Source organism: Candidatus Aminicenantes bacterium (genome assembly GCA_026393795.1).
Taxonomy (GTDB): domain Bacteria; phylum Acidobacteriota; class Aminicenantia; order UBA2199; family UBA2199; genus UBA2199.
Window position 1 is genome coordinate 1 of the sequence record JAPKZL010000212.1, and the last position, 15,652, is coordinate 15,652.

Annotated in this window: 18 protein-coding genes; 13 read left to right on the forward strand and 5 right to left on the reverse strand. The window is 60.6% G+C overall.

Annotation, left to right across the window (positions count from 1 at the left end; genetic code table 11):
* The 12 genes from NTW95_10370 to NTW95_10425 all read left to right on the forward strand — a co-directional run.
* Window positions 1-196 (forward strand): RNA 2',3'-cyclic phosphodiesterase (locus tag NTW95_10370; protein MCX6557816.1); only part of this gene is annotated, 196 nt, incomplete at its 5' end.
* Window positions 183-782: a glycerol-3-phosphate 1-O-acyltransferase PlsY gene (gene plsY, locus NTW95_10375; GenBank protein ID MCX6557817.1), complete on the forward strand. Its 600-nt coding sequence runs from the start codon at window positions 183-185 to the stop codon at window positions 780-782. The genes NTW95_10370 and plsY, both read left to right, overlap by 14 nt.
* On the forward strand, window positions 775-1,785 hold the full coding sequence (locus NTW95_10380) for an NAD(P)-dependent glycerol-3-phosphate dehydrogenase (GenBank protein MCX6557818.1): 1,011 nt from the start codon (window positions 775-777) through the stop codon (window positions 1,783-1,785). The genes plsY and NTW95_10380 overlap by 8 nt, the downstream gene beginning before the upstream one ends.
* Window positions 1,770-3,329, forward strand: coding sequence for an FHA domain-containing protein (locus tag NTW95_10385; GenBank protein ID MCX6557819.1), 1,560 nt, complete (start codon window positions 1,770-1,772; stop codon window positions 3,327-3,329). Before NTW95_10380 ends, NTW95_10385 begins: the two co-directional genes overlap by 16 nt.
* Window positions 3,326-4,096 carry a tetratricopeptide repeat protein gene (locus NTW95_10390; GenBank protein ID MCX6557820.1) on the forward strand — a complete coding sequence of 257 codons (771 nt, stop codon included), beginning with the start codon at window positions 3,326-3,328 and terminating at the stop codon, window positions 4,094-4,096. The genes NTW95_10385 and NTW95_10390 overlap by 4 nt, the downstream gene beginning before the upstream one ends.
* Window positions 4,097-4,186: 90 nt before the next feature.
* Complete coding sequence (locus NTW95_10395) at window positions 4,187-4,348, forward strand: rubredoxin (GenBank protein MCX6557821.1); 162 nt, start codon at window positions 4,187-4,189, stop codon at window positions 4,346-4,348.
* A 79-nt stretch (window positions 4,349-4,427) separates the two neighbouring features.
* The gene (locus tag NTW95_10400) at window positions 4,428-5,615 is read left to right on the forward strand and encodes an FprA family A-type flavoprotein (GenBank protein MCX6557822.1); all 1,188 of its coding nucleotides are present in this window, start codon (window positions 4,428-4,430) and stop codon (window positions 5,613-5,615) included.
* 93 nt (window positions 5,616-5,708) lie between these two features.
* On the forward strand, window positions 5,709-6,326 hold the full coding sequence (locus NTW95_10405) for a LemA family protein (GenBank protein ID MCX6557823.1): 618 nt from the start codon (window positions 5,709-5,711) through the stop codon (window positions 6,324-6,326).
* Complete coding sequence (locus NTW95_10410; GenBank protein MCX6557824.1) at window positions 6,327-7,070, forward strand: TPM domain-containing protein; 744 nt, start codon at window positions 6,327-6,329, stop codon at window positions 7,068-7,070.
* 10 nt (window positions 7,071-7,080) lie between these two features.
* Entirely contained in the window at window positions 7,081-7,533 is a 453-nt protein-coding gene (locus tag NTW95_10415; GenBank protein MCX6557825.1) for a TPM domain-containing protein, read from the forward strand.
* A 192-nt stretch (window positions 7,534-7,725) separates the two neighbouring features.
* On the forward strand, window positions 7,726-8,019 hold the full coding sequence (locus NTW95_10420) for a hypothetical protein (protein ID MCX6557826.1): 294 nt from the start codon (window positions 7,726-7,728) through the stop codon (window positions 8,017-8,019).
* Window positions 8,000-8,317: a type II toxin-antitoxin system RelE/ParE family toxin gene (locus NTW95_10425; GenBank protein ID MCX6557827.1), complete on the forward strand. Its 318-nt coding sequence runs from the start codon at window positions 8,000-8,002 to the stop codon at window positions 8,315-8,317. The genes NTW95_10420 and NTW95_10425 overlap by 20 nt, the downstream gene beginning before the upstream one ends.
* A gap of 39 nt (window positions 8,318-8,356) precedes the next feature.
* On the opposite strand, the gene NTW95_10430 is transcribed toward NTW95_10425, so the two are convergent.
* Genes NTW95_10430 through NTW95_10445 form a run of 4 tightly spaced genes read right to left on the reverse strand, consistent with a single transcriptional unit; the run spans window position 8,357 to window position 12,917 of the window.
* The gene (locus NTW95_10430) at window positions 8,357-9,724 is read right to left on the reverse strand and encodes an aspartate kinase (protein ID MCX6557828.1); all 1,368 of its coding nucleotides are present in this window, start codon (window positions 9,722-9,724) and stop codon (window positions 8,357-8,359) included.
* On the reverse strand, window positions 9,721-10,797 hold the full coding sequence (gene asd / locus NTW95_10435) for an aspartate-semialdehyde dehydrogenase (protein ID MCX6557829.1): 1,077 nt from the start codon (window positions 10,795-10,797) through the stop codon (window positions 9,721-9,723). The genes NTW95_10430 and asd overlap by 4 nt, the downstream gene beginning before the upstream one ends.
* A 25-nt stretch (window positions 10,798-10,822) precedes the next feature.
* Window positions 10,823-11,548: a UPF0280 family protein gene (locus NTW95_10440; protein MCX6557830.1), complete on the reverse strand. Its 726-nt coding sequence runs from the start codon at window positions 11,546-11,548 to the stop codon at window positions 10,823-10,825.
* 1 nt (window position 11,549) lies between these two features.
* Complete coding sequence (locus NTW95_10445) at window positions 11,550-12,917, reverse strand: 4Fe-4S binding protein (protein MCX6557831.1); 1,368 nt, start codon at window positions 12,915-12,917, stop codon at window positions 11,550-11,552.
* 269 nt (window positions 12,918-13,186) lie between these two features.
* Between NTW95_10445 and NTW95_10450 the strand changes: the two genes are divergently transcribed.
* A complete protein-coding gene (locus tag NTW95_10450; GenBank protein MCX6557832.1) occupies window positions 13,187-13,978 on the forward strand; it encodes an arginine deiminase family protein in 792 nt (263 codons plus the stop codon).
* Window positions 13,979-13,994: 16 nt separating this feature from the next.
* Here the strand turns inward: NTW95_10450 and NTW95_10455 are convergent.
* Window positions 13,995-15,652: hypothetical protein (locus tag NTW95_10455; protein MCX6557833.1), on the reverse strand; the 1,658-nt coding region annotated here is incomplete at its 5' end.

A 15,652-nucleotide genomic window follows, 5' to 3' on the forward strand; every position in this document is an offset into this window, starting at 1 on the left:
CTTCAGCCCGCACATCACCCTGGGGCGCAACAAGTCCCGCGGCGATTTCAAGGAGCTTTTCGCGCTGCTGGCCGAAAAAAACGACCTTTTCCTGGCCGAATGCCGGGCATCATCCTTCCAGCTTTTCAGCAGCCGGCTGACCCCGGCCGGGCCGCTCTACAAGGTTTTAGAGGAGTTTCCCCTTGAGCAGCCATGAAATCTCGTTTTTAGTCCTTTCCTACCTGCTGGGCTCCATCCCCTTCGGTTATCTGGTCTTTTATTTCAGCGAAGGCAAGGACATCCGCAGCCAGGGCAGCGGCAACATCGGCGCCACCAACGTGCTGCGCAGCAAGGGCAAGCTGGCCGGGTTGCTGACCCTGGCCTTGGATATCCTGAAGGGCGCCCTGCCGGTGCTCTACGGCCGGTCCCATTTCGATTTGCCCTGGTTTGTGCTGTTGGGCGCCCTAGCCGTACTGTTGGGCCATGTGTTTCCGGTTTTCCTGAAGTTTCGCGGCGGCAAGGGGGTCGCTTCCCTGGTCGGCGTTTTTCTGGTTTTTTATTTTCCCGCCCTGCTCGTTTTCTTGGCGGTTTTTTTGCTGGTGCTGAGACTGACGCGCTTCGTGTCGCTGGCTTCGCTGCTGGGGACAACGGCGTTGTTCTTCAGCATCCTGTTCACCCAGGTAGCCGAAGTTGCCATGGTGGTCTTCGCCATGCTGCTGCTGATCGTTTTCCGGCATCGCGCCAACATCCAGCGCCTGCTGGCGGGCAATGAGCTTAAATTCAGTTTGAAGAAAAATGGATAACATCCTGGTCGTCGGCGGCGGTTCCTGGGGCACGGCCTTCGCCGACTATCTGGCCCGGCTCGGCAAAAAGGTGAAGCTCTGGGTGCGGGAAAAGGAGATCATTACCTCCATCCTCGAGCAACGGGAAAACACCGTTTTTCTGCCCGGCGTTCCGTTGGCGGCCGGGCTGGAGCCAGTGGCCGACCTGGAGGCGGAAACTAGCCGGGCTGGCACGCTGATCCTGGCGGTGCCGTCCAAGTTTGTCCGCGCCATCATGCAGCGCCTTAAGGAGGCGCGCCCGGACGGACAGGTGCTGATCAATCTGACCAAGGGCTTCGAGTCCGATTCGCTCAAGACCATGTCGGAGGTTGCGGCCGAGGTTTTTGGCCCCGGTATCGCGGCATGCTGGAGCACCCTGTCGGGCCCTTCGTTCGCCCGCGAGCTGGCCGGCCAGCACCCGACGGCCGTGGTCGCCGCTTCCGCCAACGAGGCGCTGCTCAAGAAAATCCAGAGCGGTTTTTCCTCCGCCGTCCTGCGCATCTACCGCACCGATGACCTGAAGGGGCTGGAAGTCGCCGGTTCGCTCAAGAACGTGATGGCCATCGCGGCCGGGATGGTCAACGGGCTCGGCTACGGCACCAACACCACGGCGGCGCTGGTGACCAGGGCCAACATGGAAATATCCCGGCTGGGGCTCAAGCTGGGCGCACGGGCCGAAACCTTCTGGGGGCTGGGCGGCATCGGCGACCTGATGCTGACCTGCTTCGGCAGCCTGTCGCGCAATTTTCAATTGGGCCGGAAAATCGCCCTGGGCGCAACGCTGGCCGTTGCCGAGCAGTCGACGCCCATGGTGGCCGAGGGGGTGGAAACCACCAAGGCGGTCAATCACCTGGCTCGGACGCTGGCCATCGACATGCCCATTTCGAAAGGGGTCTACCAGGTGCTGTTTGCCGGCCAGGATGCCCGCCGTATCATCCGCGAATTGATGCAAAGGAGTTTAAAGAACGAATGGAATATAAATTAGAATACCTGGTGGACGATGAACAGAAGGTGTTTTACCTGACCAAGGAAAAGGTGCTGATCGGCAAACTGCCGGAAAACGACATCGAGTTGAAGGACAACACGGTTTCCCGCCAGCACTGCCAGCTGCAGCGGGCCGGGAAGAGCTTCAAGCTGAGCGACATGAAGAGCACCAACGGCTGCTTCGTCAACGGCCAGCGCGTGCAGCACAGGATGCTGGAGGTCGGCGACAAGATCACCGTCGGTCGGACCGTCATCAGTTTCCTGACCGTCAGCAAAGAAGAAAGCTACCGCGACTCCAGCGACCAGAAGATCTCCCTGATGGTGCCGATCGAGCAGCTGATGAAGGCGGAGATGAAGCCGAAAGCGAAGAGCGCCGAACCCAGCTTCCTGGCTTCGCTGACCGATCTGGGCAAGAGCCTGATCGCCTCGCAGAACATCGAAGACAGCTTCCAGAAACTCGGCGACCTGATCTTCAAGTTCGTCCACCCGGAAAAGATATTCATTTTTTACTACGACGACAAGCAGAACGACATCCACCTCAAATATACCTATGCGCAGCCGGGCAAGAAAGACGACATCGTCAATATTTCCAAGACCATCGCCCTGAAAGCCATCCATGAGAAAGTCGCCATCCTCTCGTCCAACACCCGCAACGATTCGCGCTTCGACAGCTCCAAGAGCATCTTCATTTACGGCATCACCTCGGCCATCTCGGTTCCCATTTGGGCCAAGGACTCCATTTACGGCCTGATCTATGTCGACACCTCGAGCATCGCGCACGTCTTCAGCGAAAAGGACCTCGAGATCATGTCGATCATCGCCAATTTCGCCGGTTTCTCCATCGAGGGGATCAACAGCCAGGAAAAACTGAGCCGCGAGCGCCGGCTGCGTGCCCGGCTGGAAAGGTACCATTCGCCGGCCGTGGTTTCGCGGCTGATGGAATTCCAGGATTCCAATACCGGCGAGGTCATGCCCTATCGGGAGTCGGAGGCCACGGTCCTGTTCATGGATATCGTCAAGTTCACCTCGCGGGCGGAAAAAATGACCCCGATCGAGGTGGGCATCTTCCTGAACAATTTTTTCACCGAGATGACCGAGATCATCTTCAAGAACAGCGGCACGCTGGACAAGTTCATCGGCGACGCCATCATGGCCCTGTTCGGCATTCCCCTGGAATTCTCCAACCATGCCGAGCTGGCCCTGGTCACGGCACTGGAGATGATGAAAAAACTGCAGGACATGAACGACCAGATGACGGCCGAGAACAAGATCCATGTCCGCATCGGCATCCATTCCGGCAAACTGATTTCCGGGGATTTCGGTTCGCCCAAGCGGCTCGATTACACGGTCCTGGGAAACACGGTGAACATCGCCTCACGGTTGGAATCGTCCGTGGCCGGCAGCGACGAGATCGTCGTGGCCGAGTCGACCTATCTGGCCGCCGGCGTGAAATTCGATTTTGAACTGCGGGGAGAAAAAAAATTGCACGGCATCTCCAAGCCGGTCAACGTTTACCGCCTGTTGGGGAAAAAGGGGGACAAATGAATAAAAAATATTCTTGCCTGGGCCTGATCCTGCTTTTACTCGCCTGCGGCGGCGGCCGGCCGCGCACGGCCCCCGGCCAGCCGCAGCCCGATTCGGCCGAGTACCTGGCCAATCAGGGCGTCGGTTATCTGAACGCCGGCCAGCTCGATCTGGCGGAGAGATCGCTACACAAGGCGCTGCAGAAAAAACCGGAGCTGGTGCCGGCCCTGCATGCCCTGGGTTTGGTGTACATGTATCGCCGCGACCTGGCCCGAGCCATCGAAACGCTTAACCGGCTGCTCCTGGTCAGCCCCAAGTTTTATGACGCCTACAACCTGCTGGGCACCATCTACACCGAACAGGGCGATTACCAGCAAGCCAAGGAAAAGCTGTTGCTGGCCGCCAACGCCGAAGACTACCTGACCCCGGAATACGCGTTTACCAATCTGGCCGTGCTGGAGATCAAATTTGAAAAATACGACGCGGCCCTGCGCTACGCGGAAAAAGGCCTGTTCCTGAACCGCCGCTTCGCCCCGCTCTACAACCTGAAGGGGCTGGCCCTGGAAAACATGAAGGAGCCCGCCCAGGCCATGGAGAATTACGACAAGGCATTGGCCTTGCTCAGCCGCCCCGACTCCGGCTATCTGATCAACAGCGCCCGGGTCGCGGCCAAGCTGGGTGACAAGAAAAAGGCTCTGAACAACCTGGAGCTGGCGATGGGCAACACCCAGGACACGGCGCAAAAAGCGGAGATCATGAAAATGATCCGCCAGCTCGATGGCGGCTGAAAATTTTGACATTGACGATTTTTATTTTTATAATGATTGGCCGGCAAGCCGGTGTCACGCCGGGCCTGCCGCCGTACCCAAGGAGGCCGAATGAAACGATATGCGTGCAGCATTTGCGGTTACGTGTATAATCCCGCCGATGGCGATTCCGATTCCGGCATTCCGGCCGGGACCGCCTTTGAAGACCTTCCCGACGACTGGGTGTGCCCGGTTTGCGGGGCCGGCAAGGACGCCTTCGAAGTGACGGACTGACCAGGGTCCCCGTTTATTTTGAGAACTCGCCGGCAGGGAAATTGATTGTGCAAAAACGATGGCTTAAAGCGGAGTGACCATGGCAGTTAAACAAATAAAAAAAGGCATTCACTGGGTGGGGGCGATCGATTGGGACCGACGCTTGTTCGACGAACTGATCCCCCTGCCCGACGGCACGACCTACAACGCCTACCTGGTCGAAGGCAGCGAAAAAACCGCCCTGATCGACACGGTCGATCCCAGCAAGACCGGGGAATTGCTCGGCCATTTGCAGGAATTGGGGGTGCGGCGCATCGATTACATCGTTTCCAACCACGCCGAGCAGGACCATTCGGGCTCCATCCCCGAGCTGCTGGCCATTTATCCCGAGGCCATGGTGGTGACCAACGAAAAATGCAAGGTCATGCTGATCGACCTGCTGGCGATCCCGGAAGACCGTTTTAGAACCGTGGCCGACGGCGCCAGCCTCAGCCTGGGCGGACGGACGCTGGAATTCATCCTGGCGCCCTGGGTCCATTGGCCCGAAACCATGCTGACTTACCTGCGCGAGGAAAAGGTCCTTTTTTCCTGCGACTTTCTCGGCTCGCACCTGGCCCAGAGCGAACCGCTGCTCTGGGACGAACACCATGTCTACCAGTCGGCCAAGCGTTATTTCGCCGAGATCATGATGCCGTTCCGCAATAACATAGCCAAGCACCTGCAGCGGCTGCGGGCGCTCGCTCCGGACATGATCGCCCCCAGCCACGGGGTGGTCTACCCGAACCCCGATTTCATCCTCAAGGCCTACGAGGAATGGACGGCCGACAAGGTGCGCAACCGGGTGCTGATCCCGTTCGTTTCCATGCACGGCAGCACCCGCGAGATGGTCGAGTACCTGACCGGCGCCCTAATGCGGAAAAACATTCCCGTGTTACCCTGCAACGTGATCGGCGCCGATATCGGCGAGCTGGCCAAGGAGCTCGTCGACGCGGCCACGGTGGTCATCGCCTCGCCGACGGTCCTCAGCGGGCCCCATCCGGCCATTTTGTACATCACCTACCTGGCCAACGCCCTGCGGCCGAAATTCAAGTTTGCCTCGATCATCGGTTCCTTCGGCTGGGGTGGGCGCATGCTGGAGATCCTGCAGGCGCAGCTGGGCAACGTCAAGGCCGAGATCCTGGAGCCGGTCATGGTCAAGGGCTTTCCGCGGCCGGCCGATTACCAGGCCCTGCAGCGCCTGGCTGACGACATTGAAAAGAAGCACCGGGAGCTGGGGATCCTGCCCTGATTTCATTCCCCTTGCAATCCCTGGCAATTGCGGTTAAAATGTCATTCGCGACCGTGATGATTTTAAAAAATTGCTAAACGGAGGGTTTTGAAGATGCAAAAAAAATTCATAGCGTTGGGTTGTTTGGGAGTCCTGGTCATATTGGTTTTGTTCGTGGTTTTCGGCGTCATCGGGTCGTACAACGGCCTGGTCGCCCTGGACCAGCAGGCCCTCGCCCAATGGGGCCAGGTGGAAAACGTCTATCAGCGGCGGGCCGACCTGGTCCCCAACCTGGTGGAAACGGTCAAGGGCGCGGCCGCCTTTGAAAAGGATACCTTCACCGCCGTGACCGAAGCCCGCGCCAAGGTTGGGCAGGTCACCCTGGGCGGCGGAGCGAATCCGGCCGCCAACCCCGAAGCCTTTGCCAAGTTCCAGCAGGCCCAGGACGGACTGTCCTCGGCGCTGTCGCGGTTGATGGTCGTGGTGGAAAAATACCCCGACCTCAAGGCCACGCAGAATTTCCGCGACTTGCAGGTCCAGCTGGAAGGGACCGAGAACCGCATCGCGGTCGAACGGATGCGCTTCAATGAAACCGCCCAGGCTTTTAACACCAAAAGAATGAGTTTCCCCACCATGATCATTGCCAATTTCTTCGGCGACCGCTTCCGGGAAAAAGCTTATTTCAAAGCCCAGGCCGGGGCTGATACCGCGCCCAAGGTCAGTTTCAAGTAAGTGAAACTGCGGAAAATATTCCCCGCTTTCCTGGCCGGGGCGCTGCTGTTCCTGGCCTGCGGAACCGGCGCCAGGGGCGAAGTCGGCACGCCCATCCCGCCGGCCCCCAGCCGCTGGCTGACCGACGAAGCCAATTTTCTTTCGCCGGCCGCCGCCGCTGAATTCGACTCCCGGTTGGAGGACTACGAAAGGACGAGCGGCCACCAGTTGCTCGTCTATATCGGCAAAACCACCGGCGGCATCCCCATCGAGGACTGGGCGGTCAAGGCTTTCGAGGCCTGGAAGGTCGGCCGCCGTGGGCTTGACGACGGCCTGGTGCTGTTCATCATGGCCGACGATCATCGCATGCGCATCGAGGTGGGCTACGGCCTGGAAGGTCAGGTCCCCGACGCTTTGGCCGGTCGCGTGATCAACGACGAGATGGTGTCGCGGCTGCAGCAGGGGGACAACGATGGCGCCGTGCGCTCAAGCCTGGACCGCCTGGTCGCGATCATTGCCGGCGAAGGCGCCGCTGGCCAGGAAAGCCAACCCCAGGCGCCGGCCAAGCTGACCTGGATGCAGAAGATCATCGTCGGCATCATCATCATCGGTTTTTTGATCCTGCTGGTCACCAATCCTTCCCTGGCCTTGTACCTTTTGTTTTCGATCCTGTCGGGCGGACGCGGCGGCGGTGGCGGACGCGGCGGCGGTTGGTCCGGCGGCGGCGGGCGCTCGGGCGGCGGCGGCGCCTCCGGATCGTGGTAGGGAGGCAGCCATGAAATTCTTGAGCCAGCGCAAGTTGCTCCGGATCATCGACGACGACCGCATCAAGGCGGCCATCGTCGCGGCAGAGAAGCAGACCTCCGGCGAGATCCGCGTTTCGGTCTCGCGTTATTTCTGGGGCGACGTCCAGCGCACGGCCGCGAAAGCCTTCACCCGGCTGGGCATGCGCGCCACCCAGGACCGCAACGGCATCCTGTTCTTCGTCGTTCCCTCGCGCCGTTGCTTCGCCGTGATCGGCGACGACGGCATCCACCAGAAGGCCGGCCAGGAGTTCTGGCACCAGCTGGTCGACGCCATGTCCGAAGACTTCCGGGCGGGGAAGTTCAACGAGGGGCTGGAGGCCGGCATCGCCGAGTGCGGCCGCTTGCTCGCCGAGCATTTCCCCTTTCAGGGCGAGAAGGACGTTAACGAGCTCCCCGACGACATCGACCACGGGGAAAAGTAATAATGTGTAGGGGCGACCGGCCGGTCGCCCCTACAAAAAAAACAAAATAAATCAATTATATCTGTTATTTTATTCGGGCATAGGCGCTGGTTTTGCCCCTGCCCTTTAATTTGTTGATTTGTTGATAAATCGATGTTGACAAATAGTAAAAATTGCATTAGTATAATTATACGGATAATCGGGAGTAATATAATGATCGCTTACGCGCGCAACGAAATTTTCTCCGCCACCGAGGCGGCCAAGCGTTTCGGCGCCATCCTGGAGAAGCTCCAGGATCAGTCGCTGGAGCGCGCCGTGGTCTCCAAGAACAACCGCATCGAGGCGGTGATCCTGCCGGTCGAAGCCTACGAAACGATGAAAGAGATCACCGAATGGATCGAAGTGATGGACATCGCCGAAATGGTGGATAAGAGGAAGCGTTCGTCCAAGACCCACTCGCTGCGGGACGTGTTGAAGGAAAGCAAGATTGGCTACGAAGCGCTATGACGTCCTGCTGATCGATGAGGCCCGGGACGATTTCCGCCGCCTGGACCGTGGCCGGCAGATCCAGGTCGCCAAGCTTCTTAAACAGCTGGAAAGCAATCCCTACAAGGGCGAGCATCTGGGCAACAAGGCCGGCATCGATTTGACCGGGTATTACAAGCTGTATGCCGATAAAAAAAAGATCCGCATCGTCTACACAATCCTGGAAAGCGAAATAATTGTCAAGGTGATCGCCATCGGCCCGCGCCGGGAGATGATCGTCTATTACGAGGCATTCCGGCGCTTAAAAAAAGAAAAATAGGCAGCCATATCAATATCAGCTTTCAATCTAGGGGAAATGTCACGGAAAGAACTCGTCGTGGACGGCGCGCACGGCGCGGTCCAGGTCGCCGCGCTTGACCAGGAAATAGCAGGCGACGGGTGAGGCGCCGGCGGCGGCCATCTCGACGTTGATCTTCTCGCGGGCCACGGCGGTGAATATCCGTGCATAGATCCCCTCCTTTTCCATGATCTTCTCGCCGACCACCCCGACCAGGGCGAGATGCTCCTCGAGATCGATCCTTTCGATGACGCCGTTGGACTGCGCCTTGAGCCGCTGCAGGCTGCAGCGGGCGTCGGCGGGGTCGATCAGCAGGTTGATGCAGGTGTGCGAGGTCAGCACGGAATGGATGTTGATGTTAACGGCGGCCAGCTGCGAGCTGATCCCGGCGAGCAAGCCCGGCTTGGATCCGATGCCGGCGCCGTGGACACGGATGTTGGCCAGCTTCCGGTTGGTGGTGATGCTGGCCACGTCCTCCTCCCGGCCCGATCGCCCGGCGACGATCTCGCTGCCCGGGCTTTCCGGCCGTTTCAGGTTGCGGATGAACACCCGGGTTCTCGTCTTGGCCAGCGGCTCCACCGTGCGCGGGTGGAGGATCTGGGCGCCGAAATAGGAGAGTTCGGCCGCCTCGGCGAACGAGATGCGTTTGAGCTGGCGCGCCGTCTCGACCAGGGCCGGGTCGGCGCTCATGAAGCCGTCGACGTCCTTCCAGATCTCCAGGCGGTTGGCTTTGACGGCGTAGGCGACGGCGGCGGCGCTGTAGTCGGATCCATTCCGGCCCAGCAGCGTGATGGCGCCGTTGGCGCCGCGGCCGAAAAAGCCGCTGATGACCGGGAGAATGCCCTGCCGCAGCAGGGGAGCGACCTTGGCGCCCAGGATTTTCCGGGTGCGCTCGCGGTCGATGCTGGCGTTCTCGAAGTTGTCGTCGGTGCGGATGCCGGCCAGATGGGCGTCCAGGGCCCGGGCCTTGCGCCCCCGGCCCTCGAGCATGCCGGCCAGCAGCCGCGCCGCCAGCCGTTCGCCGTAGCTGAGCAGCCTGGCGCGGACCGCCGGGGTCAGGTCGCCGTGATAGGCGATGCCGGTCAGCAGCCGGCGCACCTGGGCCAGCTGCGCAGCGAGCGAGGCCAGCAGGCGACGCTTCCGCCGGCCCGGCCGGCAGAGGTCGTCGACGATCGCCCGGTGCCTGGCGGCCAAAGAACTCATGATGCCGGGAATGTTCTTTTCACTTTGCTTTGCTTTCTCGATGGCAACGATAAGCTGTTCGGTGACGCCGGAGACGGCCGACACTACCACCACGGCGCGCTTTTTCCCGTTGATGATCGCGCCCACCTTCAGGAAAGCGTCGCCGTCGCGCAAGCAGCCGCCGCCGAATTTCATTACCGTGATCATTTCAACCTCCTTTTGAGCAGTTTTCTTTTCAGCGCCAGCTCGGCGTTCAGCACGCAGCCCCCGGCCGCTCCGCGCATCGTGTTATGCACCAGCAGGAAGAAGCTGCAGCGGTTTCCCGAACAGCGCAGGCGGCCGATGCTGACCGCCATGCCCCTGGCCCTTTCCGGCTCGCCGGCATGGACATCGAGAAGCGGCTGCGGGCGATCGGGGTTCTGCAGAACCAGCAGCGGCTGCCGCGGCGCGGTCGGCAGCGCCATTTGCTGCGGTTCGGCACGGAATCCGGAAAATGCCGCCGCCACCGCCTCCTCCCGGACCGGCCCGGGAAATTCGGCGCTGACGCTCAGCAAGTGGCCGTTGCGCACCGGCACGCGGCTGCAGGATGGGAATACATCCAGTTCGTTGTCCTGGATCCTTCCTGCGGCCAGCCGGCCCAGGATTTTTTTGGTTTCGCGCTCTACCTTCTCTTCTTCATTGCCGATGTAGGGGACCACGTTGCCCAGGATGTCCCAGGCGGCGACGCCGCGCTGGCCGGCCCCGGAAACGGCCTGGAAGGTGGTGACGACAACCGCGCGCAGGGAGAAGGCGGTCAGCGGCTTCAAGGCCAGGGCCAGCCCTGCCACCGAACAGTTGGAATTGGTGACGATGAAGCCGGGGAATTCCCGCAACTGCTCCCTGGCCAGCTCCAGGTGCTCGGCATTCGCCTCCGGGACCAGCAGCGGCACCGAGGGGTCCATGCGGTGCGAACTGGCGTTGCTGAAGACCGCCACGCCGTTCCGGCGCAACTCGAGCTCCAGATCGTTGGCGACGGCCGCCGGGAGGGCGGAAAAAACGACGCGGGCCCCGCTTTGCATCACGGCGGCGGTCGAGGTTTCACGGATCAGCATCGAGGCGGTTTTTTCGCCGACGGTCGGCTCGGAGCCGTGGACGACAGCTTCGCTATAGCGTTTGCCCTGGGAACGGGGCGATGCGGTCAAACAGGCCAAGGCGAAATAAGGATGATCGTCCAGCAGCCGGGCAAATTGGCGGCCGACCAGCCCGTTGCACCCCAGTATGGCGACTTTGATTTTTTTCATGTTCTCCTCCTATCCCAGCAGGGCTCTAACCTTGACTGACAAGTTGCGCTCCCACCGGGGTGCGCACGATTTCCGGCAATTCACCGCCCACTCCCAGGTAATCGCTGGCGACCACAAGCAGCCCTTCCACCCCCTCGAGCAGCGATTCCCGGATTGCCGATTCGATTTCATTTTCCGAGCCGCTGCGAATGCGGTTGCCCAGGGCGGTGGCCATGGCATCGGCCAGGTAGCCGTCGCCGGCGATGACAATGGCGGCATCGGCGCGGCCGAATGAAAGCGAATGGCCGACGGTTCCCGACGAAGTGCAGACCGAAAAAATGCCGGGCCGCGGCACGAAGCGTAGGGCGATATCCCGGATCCGGGCCGGGCCGGTGAAGATGCCGATGGTTGCCGGCCGGTCGATGAAAAGGACGACATCGCCGCCGTTGTCCACGATCGCATGGGCGGCGCCGGCCGCAACCAACGCCTCGACCGTCTCCTGGGCGATGGCCCCGGCCACAGCGGCCATGGGGCCGACACCGGCGCGGGCCGCGGCCGCGGCCATGCGCCGGATGATTGCCGGCGCCCCGGCTTCAACCGCCAGCGGTTGCAGCGCGGTGCGGAATTCGGGACACCGGGCGATGTAGGCCTCGATCGCGCTCCGGCTGGCGGCGATCGATTGTCCGGCCAAATCCTGGTGACACTCCGCGGCGATCACTGTGGCAAAAGTTTCTTTCAGGCGGACCTGGCGCCGGACAATATCATGTTTCATTTTATTTAAAGACGATGGCGTCGCGCGGGCAGACCTTTTCGCATTGGCCGCATCCGCAACAACGTTCCAGTTCGGCCGTCACCTGCCAATCGGCGTCATGGCGATAGACCCGCTCGGGACAGATGCCCAGGCATTGGCCGCAGGAGATGCACAGCCGCTCATTCCAGGAGATATAGGGCGTGGTATGAAATTCGGAGACTTGCGGCTGGCGGCGGTAAAACTGCGCTGGCCGCGCCTGCGGTTCACGCAGGTGCAGGGGATGTGCCGAGCCCTGGGCGGGGAGCGCGGCGGCCGGTTCGCTCAAGAGAAAGCGGCCGGTCTCGATCCACGTTTTCAAAGTCAGGGCGACCTGCCTGGCCTTGGCGTTGCTGGCCAGCGGGGCGGAGGGGACGTCGCGCTCTCCGATCCGCACCGACCCTGATTTCAATTGCTCGTAGTTGCAGCGGGCCAGAACCGGCCGGCTGAGCGAGGGGGTCGAGTAATCGATGATGTCGGTTTCGATCTCGCCGTCGCTGATGCCGGCGTTTTTGGCGATGCCGGCGTCGAGAACCGGAATCGGGATGCCGATGCCCACGTACAGGGAGCTGCCGTAGCCGTGGAACAGCGCCGCCTTGAGAAATTCGGTCGACATCCCCTTCAGGTCTCCCTGGACCATCAGGGTGGCGAACCGGGAGCCGGGGTTGTGCTGCGTTCCGGAACCGGTGACATAGCCGATGCCGCCGCCCAGGAAAATGCGCGTGCCGATGCCGATGGTCGAGTAGTCGGGGTCATTAATCAGCGGCGACAGCTCGCCGGCCCCGGAGAAGTTGACGTTGCCGCAGCCGGGCAGCAGCTTGCCCATGTAGGTGTGCAGGACCCGGGGACCGGAGTTGGCGGCGGCGTTGTAGCGCTGATAGGCGTTGCGCGGATTGCTCATCAGGGCCTGGTTCAAATCGGCCAGGGCGATTTCCGTGATCAACGATTTACGCGGATAGCAATCGCTGCCGTAGGAGACGGCGCGTAGCACGACCGGCCTGCCCAGCAGTAGGTCTTCGATGACATGGGCGCCGGCGTACTCCATGCCCAGGGTTTCGGAGCTTTGCGTGGCGCCAAGATAGGCGTCGACGGCGGCCACGCCGGCGTAGGCCTCGACGTCGTTGAGCCACACGCGCGTCATTTTCATCGGCGGGTCGGAATGGCCGAAGTTCAGCCAGACCCCGGACGAACACATGGCTCCGAAGGTGCCGGTGGTGACCACGTCGACTTCGGCCGCGGCCCGGTCGGCGCCGAGTTCCTTGACGATCCGGGTCATCTCGTCGGCCGCGACCACGCGCACGGTTTGGTTTTTTATTTTTTCGTTGATTTCGCGAATATGCTTGGACATGATCATCCTCCGTTTTCGATTGGATTTTTTGTACTGGGCGGCGGGGTCTCCCGAATCGGCGCTTTTAAGAGAAAAGCACCCGATCCGGGCCGGGCATGATCATGATGTGCTTAAAAAATGATTTTTTGCACATGGCAGTAGAGCGCAAGGATACAACAAATCACGGGGCATGTCAATCACTGGGCAAAAAATTGTTTGCCGGAACAACGGCAACACGGTTGAATTCCGCTGGCAGTGTGCTATAAGTAATGGACAAATATGGAAGGAGCGGAAAATTGTTCACCCGGGCATTGCTTAAGAAACCCTGTCGCAACCTGATTCACGGCCTGTCCAGCGCCGGGCTGAGCGGTTGCGCTCGTCCCCTTGGGGGGCTCGGTCTCCCCGATTATGAAAGGGCGTTGAACCAGCACGCCGCCTATGCTGAGGCGCTGCGCTTTTGCGGATTGGCCGTGACCGTCCTGGCGGCCGATGAAGATTACCCCGACTCGGTGTTCATCGAGGACACGGCCGTGCTTGCTGAGAAGGTGGCGGTCATCGCCCGCTCGGGAGCTCCCAGCCGCCGGGGCGAGGAAAGTGCCGCGGCCGAAGCCCTGGCGACGTTTTACGATCGGCTGGAATGCATCGTCGCCCCCGGGACCCTGGAAGGGGGAGATGTGCTACGCGCCGAAAACCATTTTTTCATCGGCGTCTCGGCCAGGACCAACGAGAGCGGCGCGCAACAACTGGCCGTCATTCTGAAAAAAAACGGCTACGCAGCGACCCTGGTGCCGCTGCGCCATGTCCTGCATTTGAAAACCGGCATCGCCTATCTGCATGAGAACCGCCTGCTGGCCTGCGGCGAATTTCTCAACCATGAGCTGCTGTCCAAATTCGAAATCATCCCCGTTCAAGGGGCCGAGAGCTACGCCGCCAATTCGTTGTGGATCAACGGCCGCGTCCTGGTCCCGGCCGGCTTTCCGCTGACAAAAAAAAGCATCGAAGCATCGGGCTGCGAAACCCTCGTTGTCGATGTCAGCGAATTCCGCAAGCTGGATGGCGGTCTGAGCTGTCTATCGCTGCGCTGCTAACTTTGCTTTTGCCGGGCTAATGGCCGGTCACGGTGAAACTCAGACTGCTGCTGGCTCCTTCGGCCGGACTGCCGGAAGCGGCGGCTATTCTGACGCCATTTTCCAGGATCACCAGGGTGAATGTGCCGTAGTTGTCCGGAGCGCTGATGACGGTCACCGTGGCCGTATACGTCCCCGGCGGAAGATTGAATCCATAGGAGCGCAAACCGCCGCGGGGGGTAGTGCCCAGGTTGCCGTAGCCGCTGACAGCAAGGTTGAAGCTGTCATCCTTGGCCGAGCCGGAATCATACAAGACCGCCGTCAGGTTGTAGCCGGCCAAGCCCTGCAGTGATTCGTCCTGCAATCCATCGGCCTCATTGTCCACGGCGTCGCCGGGGATCTCCACCATGGCTCCTCCATCCTGCAGGAAATCGCCATCCAGCCCGGGCGGCACGATGGTTTGCCCCAGGCGGATCACTTCATTCTCATCGCAGCCCGATTCTCCCAGCCGCCCCCGCATCTGCGCCAGCCGGCTGGCGCAGTCATCGCCGATAGCGTTTATTCCGGAAATGGAGCCGACCAGGTTGTTGATACCCAGGCCCTGTTCGCGCATGCTTTTGACCAGGTCGGGGCAGATACCCAGTTGCACGATGATCTCGGTGCTGATTTCCTGGATCTGGGCGATGGTTTCGCTTATCGCGCCGGCGATCTCCTGGGCGTTGGCATAACAGTAAGCGGCCAGGCCGTTGCGGCACGGATCGGCGGCACGGTCGTTCGTCTCCTTGTTGAACTTCGCTGCCATGCCCAAAAAGCGGGTATAATTGGCCCGCACCTCCGCGGCCAGATCGTTGACCCGGCTGGTTGAGTTTTGTATGTCCTTTTTTGAGCAGATATCGTCCGTTTCTTCTTCGGAAAGTTCATCGATGATCGCATCGATCTTCACGCAAACGTTTTCCTTGTTGCGGGTGAAGCCGGGCTTGCACTCGCATTTGCCTGTCTCGTCGTCCCAGGCTTCGTTTTCCGGGCACTCCTTTTTGTTCTCCACGACCGTCACGCTGGCCACGGTCTCGTCGCCGCCATAGGAAGCCGTCACTTTGAATGTCCCGGTTTTTTCGGCCTTGAATTCCTTGGCCGGCGAAAAAGAGACCCCGTCCGGCGCGTCGAGCACCGTGCCGTCCTTCAAGGTGAGTTTCGCCTCGAACATTTGCGTTTCCCCCTGCTTCAGGGTCTTGTTCTGGGGCAGGATGATCAGTTTCATCCAGCGCCAGACCTCGACCTTTTTATCTGCAAAAGGCTTTTGCGTTGTCGTCGTTGTTATATTGTTTAGGGTTTGGGTCATTGTGCGTTCAAAGTTCAGGATCCTCTCCAGGGGCCAGTTTCGATAAAACGTGGGCTGCAATTCGACTTCGGAGGGTGAAACCACGGTCAATATGGACTGGGTCTCGGTTGGATGTTCCCTCATCTGGATGTAGTGGTCGATACCGCCTTGGTCATTGACGAATCCCGAGTGCATCGGGCCGATGATCACCACGTCGCCGGGCCGCAAGCTCGCATCGTCCTGAACCAATTTGAATTTCAGTTTGGTCAGGGCGTTGCGCAAGCCATCGGGGGTGAGCCAATCTTTTTCCGGGTTTTGGCCTGTGACGCGATAATAGGAATAATCATGGCAAACAGTGATTGCCGGCAGCGGCGTCA